21 protein-coding genes are annotated in these 23,393 nt (G+C 64.9%); 1 reads left to right on the top strand and 20 read right to left on the bottom strand.

Features of this window, described 5'->3' with window-relative positions:
- Positions 1–68: 68 nt before the first annotated feature.
- The gene (locus tag QGV55_RS03195; RefSeq protein ID WP_281018309.1) at positions 69–776 is read left to right on the top strand and encodes a hotdog fold domain-containing protein; all 708 of its coding nucleotides are present in this window, start codon (positions 69–71) and stop codon (positions 774–776) included.
- Between the two features lie 25 nt (positions 777–801).
- On the opposite strand, the gene ureG is transcribed toward QGV55_RS03195, so the two are convergent.
- The 20 genes from ureG to QGV55_RS03095 form a co-directional block, all read right to left on the bottom strand.
- Positions 802–1,422, bottom strand: a complete 621-nt coding sequence (ureG, locus tag QGV55_RS03190; protein WP_281018310.1) for an urease accessory protein UreG — start codon at positions 1,420–1,422, stop codon at positions 802–804.
- Positions 1,419–2,105: an urease accessory UreF family protein gene (locus QGV55_RS03185; protein WP_281018311.1), complete on the bottom strand. Its 687-nt coding sequence runs from the start codon at positions 2,103–2,105 to the stop codon at positions 1,419–1,421. Before QGV55_RS03185 ends, ureG begins: the two co-directional genes overlap by 4 nt.
- A complete protein-coding gene (locus QGV55_RS03180; protein ID WP_348637635.1) occupies positions 2,095–2,652 on the bottom strand; it encodes an urease accessory protein UreE in 558 nt (185 codons plus the stop codon). Before QGV55_RS03180 ends, QGV55_RS03185 begins: the two co-directional genes overlap by 11 nt.
- On the bottom strand, positions 2,652–4,364 hold the full coding sequence (ureC, locus tag QGV55_RS03175) for an urease subunit alpha (protein ID WP_281018313.1): 1,713 nt from the start codon (positions 4,362–4,364) through the stop codon (positions 2,652–2,654). Before ureC ends, QGV55_RS03180 begins: the two co-directional genes overlap by 1 nt.
- On the bottom strand, positions 4,364–4,672 hold the full coding sequence (locus tag QGV55_RS03170; protein ID WP_281018314.1) for an urease subunit beta: 309 nt from the start codon (positions 4,670–4,672) through the stop codon (positions 4,364–4,366). Before QGV55_RS03170 ends, ureC begins: the two co-directional genes overlap by 1 nt.
- 11 nt (positions 4,673–4,683) lie before the next feature.
- Complete coding sequence (locus tag QGV55_RS03165; protein ID WP_281018315.1) at positions 4,684–4,986, bottom strand: urease subunit gamma; 303 nt, start codon at positions 4,984–4,986, stop codon at positions 4,684–4,686.
- A gap of 35 nt (positions 4,987–5,021) precedes the next feature.
- Positions 5,022–5,900 carry an urease accessory protein UreD gene (locus tag QGV55_RS03160; protein ID WP_281018316.1) on the bottom strand — a complete coding sequence of 293 codons (879 nt, stop codon included), beginning with the start codon at positions 5,898–5,900 and terminating at the stop codon, positions 5,022–5,024.
- Entirely contained in the window at positions 5,875–6,570 is a 696-nt protein-coding gene (gene urtE, locus QGV55_RS03155) for an urea ABC transporter ATP-binding subunit UrtE (RefSeq protein ID WP_281018317.1), read from the bottom strand. The genes QGV55_RS03160 and urtE overlap by 26 nt, the downstream gene beginning before the upstream one ends.
- Positions 6,571–6,573: 3 nt before the next feature.
- The gene (gene urtD / locus QGV55_RS03150) at positions 6,574–7,320 is read right to left on the bottom strand and encodes an urea ABC transporter ATP-binding protein UrtD (protein WP_348637657.1); all 747 of its coding nucleotides are present in this window, start codon (positions 7,318–7,320) and stop codon (positions 6,574–6,576) included.
- 14 nt (positions 7,321–7,334) lie between these two features.
- Positions 7,335–8,489, bottom strand: coding sequence for an urea ABC transporter permease subunit UrtC (urtC, locus tag QGV55_RS03145; protein WP_348637658.1), 1,155 nt, complete (start codon positions 8,487–8,489; stop codon positions 7,335–7,337).
- Positions 8,489–10,096, bottom strand: a complete 1,608-nt coding sequence (gene urtB / locus QGV55_RS03140) for an urea ABC transporter permease subunit UrtB (RefSeq protein WP_281018320.1) — start codon at positions 10,094–10,096, stop codon at positions 8,489–8,491. Before urtB ends, urtC begins: the two co-directional genes overlap by 1 nt.
- A gap of 135 nt (positions 10,097–10,231) precedes the next feature.
- On the bottom strand, positions 10,232–11,503 hold the full coding sequence (gene urtA / locus QGV55_RS03135) for an urea ABC transporter substrate-binding protein (protein WP_348637636.1): 1,272 nt from the start codon (positions 11,501–11,503) through the stop codon (positions 10,232–10,234).
- A 265-nt stretch (positions 11,504–11,768) separates the two neighbouring features.
- A complete protein-coding gene (locus tag QGV55_RS03130; protein WP_281018322.1) occupies positions 11,769–13,961 on the bottom strand; it encodes a hypothetical protein in 2,193 nt (730 codons plus the stop codon).
- The gene (locus QGV55_RS03125; RefSeq protein WP_281018323.1) at positions 13,958–14,446 is read right to left on the bottom strand and encodes a hypothetical protein; all 489 of its coding nucleotides are present in this window, start codon (positions 14,444–14,446) and stop codon (positions 13,958–13,960) included. The genes QGV55_RS03130 and QGV55_RS03125 overlap by 4 nt, the downstream gene beginning before the upstream one ends.
- On the bottom strand, positions 14,446–15,246 hold the full coding sequence (locus QGV55_RS03120) for a hypothetical protein (RefSeq protein ID WP_281018324.1): 801 nt from the start codon (positions 15,244–15,246) through the stop codon (positions 14,446–14,448). The genes QGV55_RS03125 and QGV55_RS03120 overlap by 1 nt, the downstream gene beginning before the upstream one ends.
- A complete protein-coding gene (locus tag QGV55_RS03115; protein ID WP_281018325.1) occupies positions 15,246–16,736 on the bottom strand; it encodes a hypothetical protein in 1,491 nt (496 codons plus the stop codon). Before QGV55_RS03115 ends, QGV55_RS03120 begins: the two co-directional genes overlap by 1 nt.
- Entirely contained in the window at positions 16,729–17,610 is an 882-nt protein-coding gene (locus QGV55_RS03110; protein ID WP_281018326.1) for a hypothetical protein, read from the bottom strand. The genes QGV55_RS03115 and QGV55_RS03110 overlap by 8 nt, the downstream gene beginning before the upstream one ends.
- 5 nt (positions 17,611–17,615) lie before the next feature.
- On the bottom strand, positions 17,616–20,924 hold the full coding sequence (locus QGV55_RS03105; RefSeq protein WP_281018327.1) for a hypothetical protein: 3,309 nt from the start codon (positions 20,922–20,924) through the stop codon (positions 17,616–17,618).
- Positions 20,924–21,436 (bottom strand): hypothetical protein, encoded by a 513-nt coding sequence (locus tag QGV55_RS03100; RefSeq protein ID WP_281018328.1) that lies wholly within the window; start codon positions 21,434–21,436, stop codon positions 20,924–20,926. Before QGV55_RS03100 ends, QGV55_RS03105 begins: the two co-directional genes overlap by 1 nt.
- 206 nt (positions 21,437–21,642) lie before the next feature.
- Positions 21,643–23,355 carry a hypothetical protein gene (locus tag QGV55_RS03095; protein ID WP_281018329.1) on the bottom strand — a complete coding sequence of 571 codons (1,713 nt, stop codon included), beginning with the start codon at positions 23,353–23,355 and terminating at the stop codon, positions 21,643–21,645.
- Between the last annotated feature and the right edge of the window lie 38 nt (positions 23,356–23,393).

Genomic DNA, 23,393 nt, shown 5'->3' with positions numbered 1-23,393 from the left:
GCAAGGGTGTTCCTGGCCGCTAAACTACCGCAGCACGCACGCAAGACAAATGCTTCGGGGAGGGCAGGGTGCAAGAAATCATCATCAGCCGACGGTTCCAGGGACCGTCGCAATCCGCCAATGGCGGCTATGTCACCGGCCTGATGGCGGAACTGATCGATGGCCCGGCGGAGGTGACGCTGAAGGCACCGCCACCCCTGGAGAAGCCGCTGTACGTGAACGCCACGGACGATGGTTTCGCGATGATGGATGGCCAGACCGTGATCGCCACGGTACGCGGCGTCCCGGCAAAGCAGATGGACCTGCCGGACTGTCCTGATCCGGCCGCGACTGCCGCAGCCACGGCGCGCTATCCCGGACATGACCACAGTCCCATCCCGCACTGCTTCGTCTGCGGCTCGAAACGGGATGACGGCGATGCCCTGCGTGTCTTCACCGGCCCGGTGGAAGGCCGCGACATGGCGGCAGCGCCCTGGGTGCCACATGCCAACTTCGCCGATGAGTCGGGAACGGTTGCGAAGCGCTATCTGCTGGCCGCGCTCGACTGCCCCGGCGCCTGGGCCTGGTACGGCCAGACCGGTGGCCACATGCTGCTGGGAAGGATGCATTGCGAGACGCTGGGCAGTGTCTCGGCGGGCGAGGCCTGCACGGTAACCGCCTGGCCCATGGGACGCGATGGCCGCAAGGTCTGGGCCGGAACCGCCGTCCACAACGCGCAGGGGACCGTTGTCGCCTTCGGATATGCCACCTGGATCACGGTCGCGGAGGTCAGCTAGACCGCTCCCCCACCCGGGGACCGGTTCAGAGACCGCCGCGCGAAATGACGAAGTCCCGGATGGTGTCCACGCCGTCCCCATGCTTGACCCGGGCGAAGACATAGGGGCGGTCGCCCCGCTGCGCGGCCGCATCGCGATCCATGCGCCCCAGGTCAGCCCCCACCAGCTCCGCCAGGTCGGTCTTGTTGATGATCAGCATGTCGGAGCGCGTGATGCCGGGGCCGCCCTTCGCCGGGATCTTGTCACCCGCCGAAACATCGATGACATAGAGCGTGATGTCGGCCAGTTCCGGACTGAAGGTGGCAGCCAGGTTGTCGCCACCACTCTCGATCAGGATCACGTCCAGATCGGGGAAGCGGTCCCACATGTCGGCGACGGCGGCCAGGTTGATGGAGGCATCCTCCCGGATCGCCGTGTGCGGGCAGCCTCCGGTCTCCACCCCCATGATCCGTTCCGGTGGCAGTGCGCCGGTCCGGGTCAGGATTTCCGCATCTTCCTTGGTGTAGATATCGTTGGTGATGGCGGCGACAGAGAAGGAACGGCTGAGTTCCTTCGACAGTTGCTCCATCAGCGCCGTCTTGCCGGAGCCGACGGGACCACCGATGCCGACGCGCAGCGGACCATTGGGTGAAGCGGATGCAGTCATGATCGGAAGAGCCTCGTTCGTTGGGTTTCATGCTGCATCGACGCAATGTCGGCAGCCAGGCAGCAGGTGGCAATCTCGTCCAGGCTCGTGGCCATGGCAACGTCCGCAAGCGCCTCCAGTCGCGGTTCCACAAGACGCAGCAGGTGCAGCCCGTCGGTCTGGCCCAGCGGCACCAGCCGGACAATGGCCGAGATCAGGTTGGCGGCGAAGGCATGCAGATAGCCGACGATGACGGGCCGCAGCGCCAGTCCGTGCCCGGCAGCGGCAGCACCCACCGCAACCGGATAGGCTACCGGCGCAATCGCGGCACCGGCCCGCAACCCATCGATGGCCGGGGTCGGCCAGGCTGCGGCAATGGCGGTCAGGAACGCCCTGCCCTGTGCCTCCGTCTCCAGCGCCAGCTCCGATGTGGCGGTCAGGGCAACAGCTTCTTCCGCCACGTCGTGCAGGCGATGGCTGTCCCCGGCCGTCACGGCGCGCCACGCCTCCGCCAGCAGCACCGCATCCGACTTGCCACCACCATCTGTCAACAGGTCCAGCACCCAGTCACCGGCGGTGGCACGGTCGCGGATATGCTCCAGTTCGACCGCGCGCTCCAGCCCATGACTGTAGGTATAGGCCCCGACAGGAAAGGACGGCGACAGCCAGGTCAGCAGCCGTGGCAGGTCCGCGTCAGACGGCATTCGCAATATCCTCGGGCAGCAGTTCGCCATCGTCGCCCGCATGGTCATGGTCGTGATCGTGCGCATGCGCATGGCCGTGACTGTGGCCATGGTCATGACCATGCACCGGACCATGGCCATAGGCACCACCCTCCGGCGTGAAGGCCGCGGACAGATGTCTGGTCTCGCCCCCCAGGCCGCGCACCATGTCCTCGATCACATGATCGGAGCGGATACGCAGACGGTCGCCGTCCAGTTCCGTCGGCAGATGCCGGTTGCCGAGGTGCCAGGCAATGCGCATCAGCGCATCGGCATCCGGTGCGGTGATCTCCGTCAGTTGCTCCAGCGCGGGCAGCACGGCAACCGTCCGCCCGTCCGTCAGCCGCAGTCCGTCACCATCCTTCAGGTCCGGCACCTGCGCCAGATCAAGGACGAACGACAGGCCGTCACAGCCTTCGAGTTTCAGTCGCCGACGACGCCGATCCTCGATATCCAGAACAACGCGGTCGACCGCAGTCGCGGTGTCCCAGGTTCCGGCCTCCAGTACTTCGTGTGCGCGCAATCCCATCAGAACAGGAAATAGCGCTGCGCCATCGGCAATACATCCGCCGGTTCGCAGGTCAGCAGTTCACCGTTCGCCCGCACCTCGTAGGTCTCCGGATTCACCTCGATATCGGGCAGCGTGTCGTTCAGCACCATGGAGGCCTTGCCGATGCCGCCGCGCACGTTCTCGATGGCAACGCATTCCTTCGCCAGACCCAGCGAGGCACCGATACCCGCGTCCCGGGCGGCACCCGAGACGAAGGTGACGGAGGATGCGGTCATCGCCTTGCCGAAGCTGGCGAACATGGGGCGGTAGTGCACCGGCTGCGGCGTCGGGATCGACGCGTTCGGATCCCCCATCATGGCGGAGGCGATGCTGCCGCCCTTCAGGATCAGGTCCGGTTTCACGCCAAAGAAGGCCGGTGTCCAGACCACCAGATCGGCCAGCTTGCCGACCTCGACGGAGCCGATCAGGTTCGACATGCCATGCGCGATGGCCGGATTGATCGTGTACTTGGCGATATAGCGGCGGACGCGGAAATTGTCGTTGTCGCCGCTCTCCTCCGGCAACCGTCCGCGCTGGCGCTTCATCTTGTCCGCCGTCTGCCAGGTGCGAATGATGACCTCCCCCACCCGGCCCATCGCCTGACTGTCTGAGGCGATGATGGAGAACGCGCCCATGTCGTGCAGGATGTCTTCCGCCGCGATGGTCTCCCGCCGGATGCGGCTTTCGGCAAAGGCCACGTCCTCGGGGATGTTGCTGTCCAGGTGATGGCAGACCATCAGCATGTCCAGATGCTCGTCGATGGTGTTCACCGTGAAGGGGCGCGTCGGATTGGTGGACGACGGGATGACGTTCGGCTCGCCGCAGACCTTGATGATGTCCGGCGCATGGCCACCGCCCGCGCCCTCCGTATGGAAGGCATGAATCGTGCGGTTCTTGAACGACGCCACGGTGTTCTCGACGAAGCCGGATTCATTCAGCGTGTCGGTATGGATCATCACCTGCACGTCCATCTCGTCGGCCACCGACAGGCAGCAGTCGATGGCGGCGGGCGTGGTGCCCCAGTCCTCGTGCAGTTTCATGCTGCAGGCCCCGGCCAGCACCTGCTCGCGCAGCGCCTCCGGCGTGGAGGCATTGCCCTTGCCCGACAGGCCAAGATTGACCGGAAAGCTGTCGAAGGCCTGCAGCATCCGCCCGATGTGCCACGGGCCGGGCGTGCAGGTCGTGGCATTGGTGCCGGTCGCCGGACCGGTGCCGCCGCCCAGCATGGTGGTGACACCGCTGGTCAGCGCCTCCTCGATCAGTTGCGGGCAGATGAAATGGATATGGGCATCGAAACCACCGGCGGTGATGATCTTGCCCTCACCCGCGACGGCCTCCGTCCCGGGACCGACGATGATGTCGACGCCAGGCTGGGTATCCGGGTTGCCGGCCTTGCCGACGCCGACGATGCGTCCGTCGCGGATGCCGATGTCGGCCTTGATGATGCCGGTGTGATCGACGATCAGCGCATTGGTGATGACCGTGTCCACGGCGCCCCCGGCGCGGGAGACCTGGGACTGGCCCATGCCGTCACGGATGACCTTGCCGCCGCCGAACTTCACTTCCTCGCCGTAGATGGTGCGGTCTTCCTCCACCTCCACGAACAGCTCCGTATCCGCCAGCCGGACCTTGTCCCCGACGGTGGGGCCGAACATGTCCGCATAGGCGGCACGATTGATCCTGTAGGCCATCAGTCGAGATCCCCCATGATCTTCTGATTGAAGCCGAAGACGCGGCGGTCCCCGGCCAGCGGCACCAGCGTCACGTCACGGGACTGGCCCGGTTCGAACCTGACCGCGGTCCCTGCCGGAATGTCGAGGCGCATGCCGCGCGCCTTCTCCCGGTCGAATTCGAGGCCCGGATTGGTTTCCTGGAAATGGTAGTGGCTGCCGACCTGCACCGGCCGGTCGCCGGTGTTGGCAACGGACAGCGTCACGGTCTCGGCACCTTCGTTGAGGACGATCTCGCCCTCAGCCGCAATGATTTCACCCGGTATCATGCTGCCCTCCCTCAACGGATCGGTTCGTGGACGGTGACCAGCTTGGTCCCGTCGGGGAAAGTGGCCTCGACCTGCACGTCATGGATCATCTCCGCGATGCCTTCCATGACCTGATCGCGGCTGATCACGGTGGCGCCTGCCGACATCAGGTCGGCAACCGAGCGGCCATCCCGCGCGCCCTCCACCACGAAGTCGGAAATCAGGGCGATGGCTTCCGGGTAGTTCAGCTTCACGCCGCGTTCCAGCCGCCGTCGGGCCACCATGGCAGCCACGGAGATGAGCAGCTTGTCCTTCTCCCTCGGTGTCAGGTTCATGTCTGTCGCCTCCCCTTCGCGTCGTCGTGGAACGCCTAGATTCGGAATACCGCAGGCAGCCGTTCCGGATGCCCCATGATTGCGTGTCGCAGTGCCGGGAGCAAACGGGCAAGAATGCCGCGCATGCCGTCGCCGTCGGTCGCCAGGATACGCCCCAGCACAAGACCCTGCCGCAGCGTGGCCCCGGCGTGCGCACCGCCCAGGTCCCGGATCAGGCCCAGCAGCATCTCCGTCATCCCTGCCGGTGCCTGCAGGATCAGGCTGGCCCAGGACTCCGCGCCGCCCAGCAGAGCAGGCCGGAGGCGCTGTTCACGGATTGCCGCGCCAAGTTCGAAGGCATCGTGCAGGATCAGCCGTCCGTCACGCCGCACCCGCCAGTGATCGCGCACCAGCCCTTCCGCCACCGTCTCACCCATGGCCTTGCGGCCCAGAATGACGGTTTCGGCGGCCAGGAACCGCGCGCCATCGGCCAGATCGACATCGGTGCTGCGGTTCATCCGTCCGCCGTCGAACAGGATCGTCTCCTGCGGCAGCCATTCCGCCCGTGCGTCCTTCGACACCTTCAGCCGGTTGCGCACCCGCGCGTCACCGCCGGAGCTGCGGTAGACCCGCTCCGCCGCCTGGGTGCTGACGCAGGCGATCGCGGATCCCTGCCAGGCCACGTCGGTCGAAACATCATCGCCGCCGGTCAGACCGCCCGCGGTATTGATCAGCACAGCCGTCTTCGGATCACCGGCATAGCAGTTGGGCAGACGGGCCTTCATGCAGCCCTGTTGATGGAGGTCGGCCAGCGCCGTCCGTGCGCCTACCCCCAGGAAGGCGACACGGGCCACACCGACCGACCGGGGCGGACCGGCGCGGCCTGCCGTGGGCGCCGGTTCCACCGTTTCAGACTGTGAGATGGGCTCTGACATCATCCTCGTTCATCTCGTCAGCCTTGCCGGAGAGCACGATTTCGCCCCGATCCATGACATGGAACGTGTCGGCGAGCTCCTTTGCAAACTCGAAATACTGCTCGACCAGCAGAATCGCCATGTCACCCCTGTCGCGCAGCAGGCTGATGACCCGGCCAATGTCCTGGATGATGGACGGCTGAATGCCTTCCGTGGGTTCATCGAGCAGGAGCACCCTTGGCCGTGTGACCAGTGCGCGGGCGATGGCCAGTTGCTGCTGCTGACCACCCGACAGGTCACCGCCACGCCGACCCAGCATGTCCTTCAGCACCGGAAACAGGTCGAACAGTTCCTCCGACACGTGCCGATCCGAAGCCTTCAGACAGGCGTAGCCGGTCTCAAGATTCTCCCGCACGGTCAGCAGGGGGAAGATCTCCCGCCCCTGCGGCACGAAGGCGATCCCCTCCCGCGCCCGCTCGAACGGTCGCATCCGGTCGACCGGCTTGCCGTCCAGCGCAATGCTGCCGGACATGATGCCCTGCTGTCCGACGATGGCGCGCAGGGTCGAGGTCTTGCCGACACCGTTGCGGCCCATCAGACAGGTCACCTTGCCCGGTTCCGCTGTGAGTGAAACACCCCACAGTGCCTGGGAGGCGCCGTAGGAGAGGTTGATTTCGTTCACTTCCAGCATGGTTCAGCGCCCCAGATAGACTTCGATGACGCGCTTGTCGGCGCTGACCGTGTCCAGCGATCCCTCGGCCAGGACGGAGCCTTCATGCAGCACCGTGACCTTGACACCCAGATCGCGGACGAAGGTCATGTCATGTTCGACAACCACCACCGAATGGTTCTCCGCGATTTCCTTCAGCAGGCGCGCGGTTTCGGCGGTCTCGTCATCGGTCATGCCCGCCGCCGGTTCGTCCACCAGCAGCAGCTTCGGGTCCTGGGCCAGCAGCATCCCGATCTCCAGCCACTGCTTCTGTCCGTGGCTGAGCGATCCGGCGATCTCGTTGGCGTGATCGCCCAGACGGGTGATCCCCAGGATCTCGTCGATGCGCCGCCTGGACTCGTTCGACAGCATCCAGAGCAGGCTTGAACGCACCGAGCGGTCCGCCTTCAGCGCAAGTTCCAGATTGTCGTGCACGGTCTGGGTCTCGAAGACCGTCGGCTTCTGGAACTTGCGACCGATCCCGAGTTCGGCGATCGCCGCCTCGTCATGCTTGGTCAGATCGACACTGCCCTCGAAGACCACCTGACCGGAGTCGGGCCGGGTCTTGCCGGTGATGATGTCCATCATCGTGGTCTTGCCTGCCCCGTTGGGGCCGATGATCGCGCGCATCTCGCCCGCATCGAGCACCAGCGACAGGTCGTTCAGCGCACGAAAGCCGTCGAAGGAGACGTTGACACCATCCAGATACAGGATGCTGTCGGCCATGGAGATGTTCAGGGACTGGTTCATGACCGGCCCTCCATGGCGCGGGCTTCCCGCCAGTTCCTGATCTTCGTCATTATGGGCGACGGCCCGCCGTCACCGCTGCCGTTGATGGCACCGACGATGCCGCGCGGCAGGAACAGGGTGACGAAGACGAACAGCCCGCCCAGTGCGAACAGCCAGATCTCCGGCAGGGCACCGGTCAGGTACGTCTTGGCATAGTTCACCAGGATCGCGCCGATGACGGCCCCGTAGAGCGTGCCACGACCGCCAACCGCCACCCAGACCACGACCTCGATGGAATTCGCGGGCGTGAACTCGCTGGGGTTGATGATGCCGACCTGCGGCACATAGAGCGCCCCGGCGACACCGGCCATGCAGGCCGAGAGGGTGAAGACGGCCAGCTTGTAGCGGTCCACCCGATAGCCGAGGAACCGGGTCCGGGATTCCGCATCGCGGATCGCGGTGATGACCTTGCCGTACTTGGAGCGTGTGACCGCCTTGCAGATCAGGAACCCGAGACCGAGCGCCGCCGCCGAGGCGAAGAGCAGCCCGACCCGTGTCCCGTCGTTCTGCAGGTCGAAACCGAGCAGATCCTTGAAGTCCGTCAGACCGTTGTTGCCGCCGAAACCCATGTTGTTGCGGAAGAAGGCAAGCATCAGCGCATAGGTCATGGCCTGCGTGATGATCGACAGATAGACGCCCGTGACCCGGCTGCGGAACGCGAACCAGCCGAAGATGAAGGCCAGCAGGCCCGGGACGAAGACGATCATGATCGCCGCGAACCAGAACATGTCGAAGCCATGCCAGTACCAGGGCAGTTCCGAATAGTTCAGGAACACCATGAAATCGGGCAGTTCCGGATTGCCGTAGACGCCCCGGTCACCGATCTGGCGCATCAGGTACATGCCCATGGCATAGCCGCCGAGCGCGAAGAACGCGCCGTGTCCCAGGCTGAGAATGCCGCAGAAGCCCCAGATCAGATCCACCGACAGCGCCAGCAGCGCATAGGTCAGATACTTGCCGATCAGGCTGACCAGATAGGTCGGCGCATGCAGCGCATGCCCCACCGGCATCAGCAGGTTGGACAGGGCCAGCAGCAGGATCAGACCGAACAGGATGCCGAGGAAGATCATGCCGCCACGGTCGAAGGCACGGAAGACGAGGCCACGCATGATCATGACTCCACCGCCCGTCCCTTCAGCGCGAACAGGCCGCGCGGACGCTTCTGGATGAACAGGATGATGGCCACCAGCACCAGGATCTTGGCCAGCACTGCCCCTGCATAGGGTTCAAGGAACTTGTTCGCGATACCCAGACTGAGCGCGCCTACCAGCGTGCCCCAGAGGTTCCCGACCCCGCCGAAGACGACCACCATGAAACTGTCGATGATGTAGGACTGGCCAAGGTTGGGACTGACGTTGTCGATCTGGCTCAGCGCTACCCCCGCCATGCCGGCAATGCCGGAACCGAGGCCGAAGGTGAGCGCGTCGACGCGGTCCGTGCGAATGCCCATGGCGCCCGCCATGCGGCGGTTCTGCGTCACCGCCCGCATCTGAAGCCCCAGCGGCGTGCGCTTCAGCACCAGCATCAGCATGGCCAGCACCACCAGCGCGAAGACGATGATCCAGATACGGTTGTAGGTCAGCGTCATCTCGCCGAGCTGCACCGCGCCGGACATGAAGTCGGGATTGCCGACTTCCTTGTTCGTCGGCCCGAAGATGGAGCGGACAAGCTGCTGGATGATCAGGCTGACGCCCCAGGTGGCGAGCAGGGTCTCCAGCGCGCGTCCGTAGAGATAGCGGATGACGGTACGTTCGATCAGGACGCCCACGGAACCCGAGACAAGGAAGGCCAGTGGCACCGCGATGGCCAGGGAGAACTCGAACATCCCCGGTGCGTTGTTGCGGATGATTTCCTGCACCACATAGGTCGTGTAGGCGCCCAGCATCACCATCTCGCCATGGGCCATGTTGATGACCCCCATGACGCCGAAGGTGATCGCAAGCCCGATGGCTGCCATCAGCAGCACCGAGCCGAGGCTGATGCCGTAGTAGATGTTCTGCGCCGTGGACCAGAGAGCCAGCGCCGCCTCGATGCTGGCGATGCCGTCGGCGGCGGCGGCCTTGACCGGGTCGGAGGCAGTGTCGGGAATACCCTTCAGCAGGGACATGGCATCCCGCCCGCCCCGGTCCGCCAGGGACTCGATTGCCGCGATCTTGGTCGCGTCATCGAGATCCGACAGCAGGATGGAGGCCGCCTGGGCCTCCTCCATGGCGGTGCGGATCGCCGCGTCCTTTTCCGCCGCGATGGCCTGCCCAAGTGCCTCGACGGCATTCGGATCAGGGCTCTTGAACAGGGACTGGGCCGCAGCGGCACGCACGGAGGGATCAGGCGAGAGCAGCGTCAGGCTGCCAAGCGCACCACGCAGCGCGCGGCGCATGTTGTTGTTGATCCCGATCTTCCGCGCATCGCGCCGACCCACGTTCTCGACGAACTCACCGGTGAGCGGATCGATCAGATCGGTCCCGGATTCGGCCTTGCGGGCGATGAAGACCTTGTCGTCGGATTTCCGGTAGTAGAGGTCACCGTCCGAGAGGGCCTGCAGCGGGGCGACAGCGAGGGGGTCGCCGGTTGCGGCAATGGCGTTGACGGTCTGCTCCATCGCGGCGTAGTCGCGCGTATGAAGCTGGTCAATGAGCCCTGGCAGATCATCCGGGTCCGCTGCGAGAGCCGGCAGGCCACAGCAGAGCGCGATCATCAGGGCGAGAAGGCGGGCAATCATGCGCCGGTCTCGCTTGTTGGCAATGGAGAAACTGGGGGTAAGGTCTTCGTCGGCATTCGTTCAGATGGTCGGGGTGGCGACCGGCCGGTTCGGCAGAAACCGGCAGCCGCCACCCCTTCCGTCAGATCACGTGGATCAGTACGTCGGCTTCTCGCAGCCACCGCACACCCACGGGTAGGTCCAGTCAGCCGTCAGCTTGGCGCTTTCGGGGATGAAATCGGACCAGGCATCGCCAACGACGACACCATCCGTGGACCAGACCGTCTGGATCTGGCCATCATCCTGGATCTCGCCGATCACGACCGGCTTCGACAGGTGGTGGTTGGTGTTCATCACCGCGATACCGCCGGTCAGGTTCGGAACGGTCTGGCCGTACATGGCCTGACGCACGGCATCGACGTCGGTCGTGCCGGCCTGCTGCACCGCCTGCACCCACATCTTGAAGCCGATGTAATGTGCTTCCATCGGGTCGTTGGTGACGCGGTCCTCGTTGCCGATGAACGCATGCCACTTGGAGATGAACGCGTCGTTCTCCGGCGTGTCGATGCTCATGAAGTAGTTCCACGCGGCCAGATGACCAACCAGCGGACCGGTATCGATACCAGCCAGCTCTTCCTCACCGACGGAGAAAGCGACGACCGGGATGTCTTCGGCCTTGATGCCCTGGTTGCCCAGTTCCTTGTAGAACGGAACGTTGGCGTCACCGTTGATGGTGGAGACCACGGCAGTCTTCTTGCCAGCGGAGCCGAACTTCTTGATGTCGGCCACGATGGTCTGCCAGTCGGAATGACCGAACGGCGTATAGTTGATCATGATGTCCTCAGCCGGAACGCCCTTGGCCTTCAGGTAGGATTCCAGGATCTTGTTGGTGGTGCGCGGGTAGACATAGTCGGTACCGGCCAGCACCCAACGCTCCACACTTTCGGTCTTCATCAGGTAATCCACTGCCGGGATCGCCTGCTGGTTCGGCGCAGCACCGGTGTAGAACACGTTGCGGCTGCTTTCCTCACCTTCGTACTGCACCGGATAGAACAGCATGCTGTTCAGTTCCTCGAAGACCGGCAGCACCGACTTGCGGGACACACTGGTCCAGCAGCCGAAGACGACCGAGGTGCCATTGACCTCGATCAGCTCACGTGCCTTTTCCGCGAACAGCGGCCAGTTGGACGCCGGATCGACCACCACGGCCTCCAGCTGCTTGCCCAGCAGACCACCCTTCTTGTTCTGGTCGTCGATCAGCATCAGCATGACGTCCTTCAGGGTCGTCTCGCTGATTGCCATCGTGCCCGACAGCGAATGCAGGATACCGACCTTGATCGTATCCGCTGCCTGTGCCGCACCGGTCGTCAGACCGATCGCCAGAGCACTCACTGCTGCCAGGGCTTTCACCCTCCCAAATCCAAACATTGTCGTAACCACCTCCTGTAAACGACCAGATTGTCCCGCTTACATTTCCAAGAGATGTGCCAGCGCCCAAAATTTCAGCGACTTTTATTTTTCTCCTTTCAAACCAATATGATGACCGGCAGCACATTGGCCTTCAGACGCAATTTCAAGGCAGGGTGAAGCCCATATTTCTTGCATATGTTTAAAATAGAGGCATTTTTTGCCAAAGGGTCACAGGTGCCTGTTTTTCGCGCAGAACTCCCTGCTGCACTGTCGCCTGAAACCTTCAGTTCAGCGCATCCAGGCCCCATAGCGTGATCGTCGGCGGCCGGAAGCTGCGGGCATGATGCACCTCGATCCGGACCTGACGATCCAGCCGTCGGGGGATGCCAAGCCGAAGCGTTCCGGAGGCCGTGCGCCATTCGACAATGCGGATCAGATCGCCATCGTCGATGGCCTGCACGACGTCCCCCGCGAAGTCGCCTCTCTCGAAGGTCCCGGACGGCGCACCATAGGCGGCAACCAGTTCCTCCAGCACTGCCTGGAAGTCGTTCTGCAACCCGGCAGCGTCCCCGGGGTTCGAGGGATCGATGATCAGGGCCGCCATGCGGAACCGCGCGCCCTTGTGCAGCAGGGCGAGACGCTGGCGCAGTGCGACGTTGGCCAGAACGGGGGTTTCATAGACGATCAGACCCTCCGCCTGCGCCTGGCCGCCGCGCAGACCCGCATCGGTCAGGTTCTGCAGCACGGCTTGCAGGGAACTGTTGGGGGCCAGTGCGGCAAGATCGAAGACGCCGCTCTCCTGCGGCACCTCGACGGCGGCGAAGCCTTGCTGTCCCGCCTGCGGGGCATCGAACAATCCGCTGCCGGGGGGCTTGTCGAAGCTGAAGGTATAGCGGGCAGCCAGCTTCAGCGGCTGGCTTGCCTGTGCGGCCTCTCTGGCCGTGACACTGAAATCGGCTTCCAGGGCGAAGGCATGGCGGCCCTGCTGCCAGTTGAGGCTGCCGTTGAGGCTGCTGGTCACGGTATCGGCCCCTGCGGCCTCGCGGGTCTGCTTCGCGAACCGGTAGGTGGCACGCGCCGACAGGCCGCCCCGCTCGACGCTGGCACCCAGCCCCAGGATCAGTTCGTCACCTTCCGCATTGCCGCCGTTGGTGCGGCGCCATGACAGGCTGGGGGACAGGGTGCCGACCACATCACCATGGGTGAAGCTTCTGTCGACACCGACGGTTGCCGTGCCCGACAGGGTCGGTTCGGCATTCAGCGCGCGGATTGCCTGCACCTGATAGCCGACCCGACCGAAGAGATTGTTCGGCAGGGGTGCCGACAGGTTGGCCGACGCCGCATGTGTCGTTGTCCTGACCGTACCCGCCGCGTTCGCCGTCCGGATGACGGAAGCATCGAAGGTGCCGTTCAGCACCGTGCCGAAGCCCGGATCCAGCGGACCTGCCAGGTTGAGACCGGAACTGATGGTATCCGTGTGATTGGCGCGGCCAAATCCGTCACGATCCCAGCGTGCCCGCCCGCGCATGGCCAGCCCGCTGTCGAACCGCCAGCCGGCGTTGCCCGAAAGGCTGCGCCGGCCTGCGGTCACCGCCGCACCGTTCGGGCGGTAATCACTGTCGAACTGGTCGAACCTGACGCTGTAATCCAGCGGCATGGACTGGTCACGGCCCCGGATCTCGGTGAACAAACCAGCCCCCGTGTCGTCGAGCCGGTTGCCCGCAAGATCATCACCGAACAGGAATCCGACCTCCCCCTTCCACTCCAGCGACTGTCCCCGCAGACCGAATGCACGGTCGGCGGCAACACTGCCGACGGTCTGCACCCGCTCCACCGCCACATTGTTGGCCCCTGCATCCAGCCGGTTGGTGACCAGACTGAAGGCCAGGTTGCCGCCCCGGCCCTGACTCATCAGCCACGACGCCCCGATCGTCTGGTCATCGTTGAAATCCACCTGCCGGTAGGTGGCCTGATTGATGCCCCAGAACCCGATGATCGAATGCTGCCAGCCGGGCAGGATGCCGATGCGGGGCTGCACCTCCACCTGCAGCCCCTTCAGGCTGCGCTGCGACGTGCGTGCGGTGGTCAGCGCGAAGATGTCGCCTGCCTCCAGCCTGAACGGCACCGCCCCGTCACCCTTCTCCCACTCCGCTTTCGCGCGCTCCGCCACGAAGCCATCGAAATTGCTGCGGAAGGGATTGTCCACCAGCACGCCGAAGAACTGCCCGCTGAAACGCTCGAACGGCGAGATCTGGCGCGACAGGTTCAGGTCCGCCTCCATGAAACCGAAGGTCGTGCGCTCCGCGAACGGACTCTGCGCCGGGTCGCCCGCATCGGAATAGCCTTCCAGCGCCGCCGTCAGGCTGCCGCCGATCTGCCAGTCGCGCAGGACTTCCTGCGCGCCGCTGCCGAACGGAAACAGGGCTGCAGGCGCAGCGCAGAGCAGCATCCAGGCGCTGTGGCGTTGCAGCCTCACTCGGCCAGTTCCTCGGTGATACGCAGGAAGAATTCGTTCTGGCCACGCAACTGCCGGAAGCCCCGCGCCGGGTCATTGAACTCGATCTGCGTGTCGGCGGTCAGCGAGACGATGGAGGTGATCTCCGTCCGGCCGTTCGCCCCGGTGCCCTGAAACTGCTGCACCGTCTGGACACCGCGAATGCCGAGCACCCGGATCTCCGCATCCTGCGGCACATCCTCGATCATGGAATCGAGCAGACGCTGGCGGTCCTGGAAATCCGGCGCGAGGACATCATCAAGCTGCCCGTCCGACCAGGCAGCCAGCACCTCCTCGGCTGCCGCCTTCGCGGCCTGGGCATCGATGACCTGCGGTGTCTCGACCGGCACCGTGCCCTCCGGCGTCGCCTCCGGCGTGGCAATGGCGCGAAACCCGCGAATGTCCTGGGCCGAAGCGGTCGCGGCCAGCAGGCCGCCCAGAATGACGAAAGGAACCAGTTTCAGCATCACTGCACCACCAGATTGACAACCGTCACCGAGAACTCGGTGAAACCGATGGGGGTCAGCGTGAACGTGCCCTCCACGGTCACGCCGTTGTTGGCCTGCAACACGATCCGCACCGTCTGCGCGGCCACGAACGGGTTGATGAAGATGAACCCGCCCGCCGGATCGATGATCCGCCAGACCGGCACGGTCGCATCGGGGAAGATCGTCACCGTCTCGTCCCCCTGGACCGTCAGATCCAGCGCGCCAGGGCTGTACTGGAAGATCAGGAAGGCACCATCGACGCTCTGGCCGGCAAAGATCCGGCAGTCCAGCGTCACCGGGTCCACAACCATGTTGACGAAGCGCAGGTCCGGCGGTGCCGTCGGCGAAAGCTGGCCCTGCAGCGTCTGGCCAATGCAGGCGTCCAGTCCGGCACCGTTGTTGTTGCCGTTGTCGTTGTTGTTCAGGTCATCGACCGCGACCTGCTGCACGATGCCGTTCACGGTCGCATTGTTGATCGGGTCCTCGGTATTGAACGGGTTGTTGCCGTTCTTCGGGTCGATGCGGAACAGTTCCACATTCGTGATCACACGGCGCAGCTCGGTCTTGGTATTGGCGTCCGGCGGCGGCACCACGTTCAGCTTGTTGAGGATCTGCTGCACCTCATCGCGGCTGAGGGTGTTGAACTGGTCATCCGTTGGCAGGATCGGACTGTCGTTGCGGCTGTCGCCGGTCAGGTCGGCGGCACCGGCACCGGCGACCGCCAGACCGAGGAGCAACAAAACCGCAGCCGCCGCACGTGCAATTCCGGACACATCCATCACTGTCCCTCCCCCGCCGCACGGACCAGCCTGACCCCCAGGGTCGGGAACTGGCCCAGTGTCGCCTCATTGACGTCCATCTCCACCGCGTTGGTGCAGGTGGCAAACCCGTCGCCGATGGGTGTCAGGCGGGTGGATCCGAAGGCGATGCTGCCGAAACCGCTTTCCAGCGACCACTGGCAGGCCAGATCGAATGGCGCCAGGCCGGAAATGCCGGAAATGCTGGCGGTCACGGGATGGGAAACACCCTGCCGGTAGATTTCCGGGATCTCCAGGCTGACGCGGGGAGCGATCGCCCCGAGCTGATTCGGGTTGATGCGCGCGACCTCCCGGCCATCCCCGTCAACGATGGCGACATGGCGTATGGCCGTGGTCGCCCCGAACTGCCTGCTGGCGACCCAGCCGGTGCCGTCCCGTCCGAAGATCTCGTCAAAATCACCGTCCGAGGTGACGTAGCGCGCGACATAGCGATCCATCTGTGCCTCACCCTCGATCAGCAGTCGCCAGATGAAGCCGTTGGCACCCAGGTTGTCGATCACCAGCAGCGCATCGTTCAGCGTGAAGACGCTCGCCTCCCCCTGCACGATGGGGGTGCCGGGCACGGGAGAGAGGTTCGTGGTCTCGGCGGCACTGGCCCGCAGGAACGGACGCAGCGCGGCGGAGAGCTGTTCCTCCAGCAGGCGCGGACGGACGATGGCCGCCGACTGAAGCCCCTTCGCCATCAGCAGGCCGCCCCCCTGGGACTGCTGGATACCGAAGGCGGGGGCCGAGGCGGGCGCGAAGCTGCGGCTGCTGCCGTCCCTGAAGCGCACGTCCAGCCGGATCTCCGTGCCCAGCGCGTCGGCGATCCGGAACAGGTCATGCGGGCCGGGACCGAACTCTCCTGCGACGCCTTCCCTCCGGCCCACCAGATCAACACCCACCACCGGCGGCGGACGGAACAGGACATCCTCTGCCGCCTCGAACAGGATGTCTGTGCCGCGCCGGATCTCGACTTCCAGCGTGACCGCCAGCCCCTGCGAACGGATGACGTCGACCATGGGCGGCGCACTGACCGGGATGGCGAGCGGCGTTCCCCCGGCCTGGGCGTCCAGGTCGCCCTGCTGATAGATGCGTCCGCCCGTGCGGGCCCGCCATTTCACCTTGAGCCCGGAATCCGCAGGCAACGGCCCCTGGACCAGAAGCTCCGCGGTGAAGGCCTCGTCGGCGAACGGACGCCGTTCCGTGATCACCAGCCGGGCGCGGCTCAGGGTCGGTTCCAGCACATCCACCAGCGACCCGGCGAGGCTTCCGGCGGGCGCGATGGCGACCTCGGCCTCACCTGCCTCCCCCGTGCCGGTCAGCACGATGGTCTGACGGCCATCGACAAGGCCAAGCGGTCCCCGGCGAAGATCGATGCGCACGGCTTCCGGGCGGTTCACCCGGGCCAGGAACTCCCGATCCGCCCCGACGAGGCGGGCAATCAGGTCAAGCTCCAGCCGGTCATCCAACGCGCCGGGTCCGGTGATCAGGTGACGCTCCGAACGCGGTGCCGAGCTGCAGCCCGGCCAGACCCAGCACCTCGATCTGCTGCTCGGGGCTGCCCTGGGCATAGCCGACCCGCAGGTCCTCATCGTCATTGACCAGAACGCTGCCATTGCCACCGTCACAGACGACCGTGTCGAACCGGGCCCCCTTGCCGGAAACCGTCGGGAACGGAAATGCGCCCGCGCTGCCGGGCACCAGATGATTGCGCCGGGCGTCGAACGTGTAGCCGCCACCGACATTCAGGCCGCGGCCGAGCCGGTCGGTGATGTCGACGCTGCGCTGTCCGAACCTGATGGAGACCCGCCGCTTCTGGCGCAGGGTCTCCCGCGCACCGGCACTGGTCGTGCGGGTACTGGAGCGGGTGCACTCCCCGTCCCGGACACGGAACGCCATCGCGGTGACGCGCACCGGAAGGCCATGCGGCAGATCGGTGATCTCCGCCGTCTCCTGATCCGCAGCGATCTGGCGCAGGAACTGGCGGTCATGGCCATAGGTCACAAGCACGGAACCCGCATCAATATGCTCATCGGGCCGCAGGACATCCGATGCGCGCGGCGGGATGAATGCGGAGAGATCCAGTATCGAGGGCTCCGGCAGAGCCAACGGCGGCAGGCCGTCCGTCCCGATCTCGCAGACCGTCCCGGCCAGCCGCTCCGCCATGCGATCCGTCTCCGCCGTGTAGCTGGCGACGTTGTTGCTGACGAATGTCCGCAGCAGGTCACCGATCCGCTGCGGCCCTTCCTCGATCTTCGCCGCAAGCTGTCCCTGAGCCAGGACCGGCGCCGCGAGCAGCACAGGCAGGAACCCGAGCCCGGCGAGAAGGCATCTGAATGTCATGCGCATCACCTGCCCTCCGGAAAGCCGTCGGACGGCGCGTCATCGGCCAGTCCTGTGCGGATCACGTCACGGCTCGCCTGTTCCTCCAGGTCGGATGCCGCCTGTTCCTGCGCCAGGCGCGCACGCCGTTCTTCCTCCGACTCATCGATCAGGTTGCCCAGCAGGGTATCCGGGATCTCGGGCGGCTGGCTGGCCGGACCTCCGCCCGAACCACCGCCGCCACCCGGGCGACGCTGTGTCGGACCGGACTCCTCGTCCTCCTCCGCATCGGTTTCGTCGTCGGTCAGCAGCGCCGTACCTGTCACTGCCGTCTTGATTGCCTTCACCCGCCGGGCAATGTCGTTCGCCGTCTTGGACTGGTCGCGGATGATCTTCGATGCGGCGATGATCGTGGCGGCCTGATCCACAACCACCTTGCCGGCTTCGTCGCCGACCAGCCCCCGCGCCTCGTCCAGGATCCGCGCGTCCTTGGCCTCGTCCAGGATGCGCGCCACCTCGTCGGCATCCGCATCGAAGAAGTTGCGTGGCTTGCCGCCCGACAGCGGACGGATACCGTCGAAGGTCGCCCCCTTGGTGCCAATGGCCTTGAAGCCTGGCGTATCCAGCTTCTGGAACAGCAGGGTCGGTGTCAGCAGATCAGTGAACTGGGTGATCTTGGCCGCTGTCGGGCAGCACGGATCGACACCGTCGATGATGATGCTCTGCAGTTTCCGCGCGCCCTCGACGGTCGACAGATCGAACTTCTCTCCGAACAGGTCGATCACCTCCGCCGTTCCGCCATCCTCGATCAGGTCCGGATTGTTGCGGCGGTTCTGGATCACCTCGTCCAGGTCGATCACCCCGTCGCGGTCGAAGGCATTGACCGTGGTGCGCCCCGCATCATCCAGCTCCAGGCCGATATTGGCAGGCTTGAAGTCGATCAGCACATGGCGCTGCTCCACCGCCTTGTTGGCGGCCTCCACGGAGGCGGCGAACTGTTCCTCCGTCAGGCGCTTGTCCGGATTGTTCTCCGCGATCTCCTTGACCTCCTTGGAGCCGTCGATCCGCTCCGACTGCTTGATCGGCCGCCCCTGCTCATCGAAGATCACCAGCACCGGCTTGTCGTCCAGATCCAGCAGCGGGTCGCCGAACTCGTCGGTGAAGGGGATGTCATCGGTTGTGCGGATGCCGAGCTTGCGAAGCCGGTTGCCTGCCTCGATATCGCGCTTGACGCCGTCCTCCCCCGCCCTGTTGAAGCGCTGCACGACCGTGTTGGGATCCTTGGCGTCGAAGACCGCCTTCACGCCACCGACACCGACCTGCTCCCCGAGTGCGATCTGACGGCCATCCTGCAGCGTGACACCACCCTCCTGCTTGAATGGGCGGTTGGAGGTCACGGTTGCCTTCTGGCGGTCGAGTATGTTCTGCAGGGAGGTGTCGATGACCTCCTGCCCGATGACGGATTCCTCGGCCTTGGCAAAGGCGGCATCGATCAGCTTGCGCGTGTCCCCGCCCGGCGCACGGCCCTTCTGCTGGCGTTTCAGCTCGTCGCGCAGGAAGGCAATCTCGTCCAGCACCTCCGGACTCTGGCGCGTGTTCCGCAGACGCTCGATCTCGTCCAGCGTATCCGCGATCTTCAGGTTGGTCTTCACCTCGCGGACCGTGTCGCTCAGCCCGCGCTTCAGCTTGCTGGAAAAGCGAACCAGACCGGTCAGCGTGCCCCGGGCACCCAGCACGTTCAGCGCGTCGAAGGCGCGGGCTTCGATGATCGCCGCGGCCTGCTTGCGATCACGGGCAAGCTGAACGGTCTCCCGGAACGCTTCCTTGCGCCGCTCCGACGCCGCGATGAAGGCATCCACCTCCGCCTGCGTCGTCACCGTGCCGGGCACATTCAGTTCCGTGCTCAGTTCCCGCGTCAGTTCCGGCGGGAAGCTCATGGACTGCTGGACTTCGGCAAGGAACGAGTTGCCCACCGTGACCGCGGCCCGGAACAGGTTGTTCTGGCGCGCGCTGCGATTGGCCTCCTCCGTCTCCCGCTGCACCAGCAGGCCGTTGGGCGAAAGGATGTCCAGACCGTCGCCGATCAGGTTGGAGGCCGACTTGACGACCCCTTCAACCGTTTCGAAGCCGATCTGGCCGATCGTGTTGAAGGCCGCGCTGAAGATGTTCTGAGACTTGTCGGTGAAGTTCTCCACGAAAGGCTGATAGACGGCATTGGCGGAACCCACGATGATCGTCTTGCCCAGCCCGGCAAGATAGCCGGGGATGCGCAGGAAATTGCCGACGGTCATGTCGAGCAGTTCGGCATTGGCCAGTTGCCGGTTGGCCTCGTCCTGGACCGCCTCGACTTCCCTGAAGTCGGCATAGATGCGCACGCCGTCCCGTTTCATCGCCAGCTCTTCGGGCAGCCTGGCGGGCGGGGGCGGGTCGGGCAGCAGGGACAGGGCCTTCAGCACCTCGGCCAGGGGAGTGATGCGCGGCAGGACACCCGGGATACCGGAAAAGGGAACGCCCTTCGGCTCCGGCTCGATCCCGATGAAGCCGAGCCCGTTGACCGCGCCACCCTGAACCACCGATTGCGCACCTGGCTCACCATCGGCGGCAGGCACACCCAGGCAATGCTCGAAGTCACGGCTGTCGAACATGCGCCGCAGGTCTGTCTGCAGCCTGGCCTGCGCGGCATGCAGGTCGGAAAGCGCGGCGTGCCGTTCGGCCAGCGCCTCATTGGCCCTGGTGACCTGCTCCTGCGCCCGGACCGCATAGTCCTTCGCGAAGTCCTCCATCTTCAGGTAGTTCGCGTCGTGGCGTTCTCGCAGCGGATTGATGCGGGCGACCTCTGCCGGGTCGAAGCTCATCGCGCGGGTCGGGATGCCGAACAGCGTCGGCACATTGACCTTTCCGGCACGGCTGGCCTTCACCAGTTCCGCCGTCTCCTTGTCCAGCAGCATTTTCGCCGCCGCGGCCTCCAGCGCGATCTCCTGATGCACCTTTGCGAGATCCTGCAGCGGGATCAGATCCTCGATGAAGATGCGCGACAGACGGTTCCTGCGAAATTCACTGGTCGAGACAAGCGCCCTGGAATAGCGCTGCTTCGCCGCCAGAAGCGATTGCATCAATTCGACGGCGGGTGCGCAGCTCTGCGCCAGACGCTGCCGACGGGCATCAATCTCCGCCCGCAGGGTGGCCAGATCACCGGTGCAGGTCTGACCGTCGTCCTGGGCGCGCGCCGGCCCCGATACCGCAGCCAGTCCCGACAGGATCACGAGGCCGGACAGCAGGACTCTCAGTCCCGGCCGGAGCCGCAGCGGCCGGTCCCCGCGCCACCACGCCCCCATCAGCCCTGCTCCCCCGCCACCGCGATGAGGCGTTCGGCCGCCTCCCGGCGGAGCCGCAGTATCTCCTTCAGGTCGTCTTCCCTGTAGCAGCCGCGCACCGCGACGGAGCGTGTCGCCCCCGGCCCCGGAACCCGGACCGCAAAGGAATTGCCGTCCGGTCGCCTGCGCGCGGGGGGAAAGACGCTCTCGACCCCGCGCGACCCGAGTGCCACTTCCGCCTCCGCCAGTGCGCGCAGATCACTGCCGCTCGTCAGGTTGATACGCCGGGGCAGCACGGGCGCGGCATTGTCAAAGGCCTCTCGGATGCGCGCGACCCTGTGCCCGATCCATTCGGGTTCATTGCTGTCAACACGCGGCACGAAACCGGCCACGGCCGCATTGTAGAAACGGATCACATGCCGACTGGCCGTCGTCGGCGCGTTGGAGCCGTAGCAGAGCCGGTCAACCACGAACAATGCGGTCCGGTCATCCACCGACAGTTCATGCGCGAACCGTGTTTCATCGGGACCCACATTTACGGTCTCGGCAAGGACCGTCGTGCAAGACAGAGACAGGACGGTCAACAGGAAGAAAGCAACGGCTCGAAGGCTTCGAGGCATGACAGGCTCATCCGCAGTTGAATTGCAGACGAAAGCCTAATTTGTCTGGTTGATGGAAGGCACCTGTCCGATCGGACAGGTCAACGCTCACCTTGCTGTGACAGCAGTCGCATCCACGCTCAGGCCGACGCGCCAGCCCTTTCGGAAGGGGCGGTTCGCGGGGCGAATTCGATGTCGGCCTGGCCCAGCATCGTGGTCAGCTTCTCGAAGCGCGAGACCTTTTCTTCCTTGCCCACAATGCCGGCAAAGAACGACTCGCGAAACTCCGGCTTCAGCAGCAGGCGACGGATCAGTGTCCGCGCCTCGTCCTCTGCCTTGCCATGCGTGAAATAGCCTTCGAGGACCATCTTCAGCAGGCCGATGCACTTGTCGGCAACGCTGTTGTTGGCCGAGAGCAACCGCTTGAACAGCTGCCGCTTCTGCACCATCCGAAAGCAGAGGTCGTCCAGCTTCTCCGCCAGTTGACGCTTGTGCATCTCCTGCAGGTCACTCTCCAGAATGCGCGCCTGGATGATCGCGAGACGCTTCATCTGTTCGGAGACCGGCTGAGCATCGTCCGTAAGGAACAGTTCAGCCTGTGGCGAGGTCAGAACGGGTATCAGGAATTCGGCAAGCTTGCGCTTGTTGGCGGCGCCGAAGATGCTCGGTTCCAGGTCGATCAGCCGCATTGCCCGCGTGTCGGCTTCCTCCGCCCCGACCAGATATTCCGCCACGGCCTCCGGATGCAGCCAACGCGCGTTGCGGTTGCTGATCGCCTCCATCATCCGGGTACTGCCCAGCCAGGCGCCATCCTCGGTCTTCAGATCGCGCACCAGATCCTTCGTGGCCTCGGCCTCGGCCCGCAGATCACCGTCCACCAGCTTGCGCCTGCCCTCCAGTTCGTCGATGAGGTACTGCGCCAGTGCCTGACGCGTGTGGGGCATCTTGGCGGCTGCAATCAGCCGGTTGACGGTATGGGCTTCGCGCCCGGCGTCGGTGTCATCCGCCGGCAACCGACCGTGCGCGAGCCTTGCCGTGGCCGACAGCTCCTGCTTCAGCGTGTCCCGCTTGCCGATCAGGTGCTGGGTGACATTGCCGATCAGCAGCAGCTCTCCGGCGAATGTATCGGCGACCTCATGCACCCAGTCGGGATGATCGGCACGGATTGGCGCCAGAACCCGCTCAAGCTTCTCGCCGAAGCCCTGGGCGTCGGCCAGGTGATTGACAAGTGCGAGATTGAGCAGATATCCGCGACTTTCCCGCGGTTCCACCTCCGCGATCAGGGCATCCAGATCCCCGTCGACGATCTTCAGTTGCTGCGCCAGTTCACGGTCACGACGCAGCGCCACGATACCCCGATCGATGATGTCATAGATCTGCTTGATGCGTTCCTGCACCCCCTGTCCAGTTTCCCGGACCTGCGCGATGGAGGTCTGCTGCACCGCGCGCTGCATGGCCGTCCCGTCATCCTGCAGGCGTTCCACATATTCCAGGGAGTGAACCAGTTCTGTCGCGGTCAGCCCCCAGCGAACAAGCTCACTGCGCAGCAGGCGGTTGATCGAACGGCGGCCTTCGTAGGAGTAGAAATCCTCCACCTTCCAGCAGACGCCGGGCACCGGATCGGAGTCATACTTGGAGGCCCGCGGCTTGGCACCGGAGAAGAATATCTGACCGGAACGGAATGTACCGGACTTGCTGTCGAAGCGCTCCCGCATCACCTTGACTGCACGGTAGTTGGCACGGGCTGCCTTCGCGGCCTCCAGCGCCTCTTCCTGATCGTCGACAACCGCGATGATCGTCCATGACGTTCCGCGCTGGCCCAGCACCTCGTAATGAATCTTGTTGCCGCTCACCCCGACACCCTTCCGTGTCCACACACCCTGAAGGTTGC

Source organism: Minwuia sp. IMCC3009 (assembly GCF_029909415.1).
In the GTDB taxonomy this organism is placed as follows: domain Bacteria; phylum Pseudomonadota; class Alphaproteobacteria; order Minwuiales; family Minwuiaceae; genus Minwuia.
This window is presented reverse-complemented; position numbering and strand designations above follow the sequence as displayed.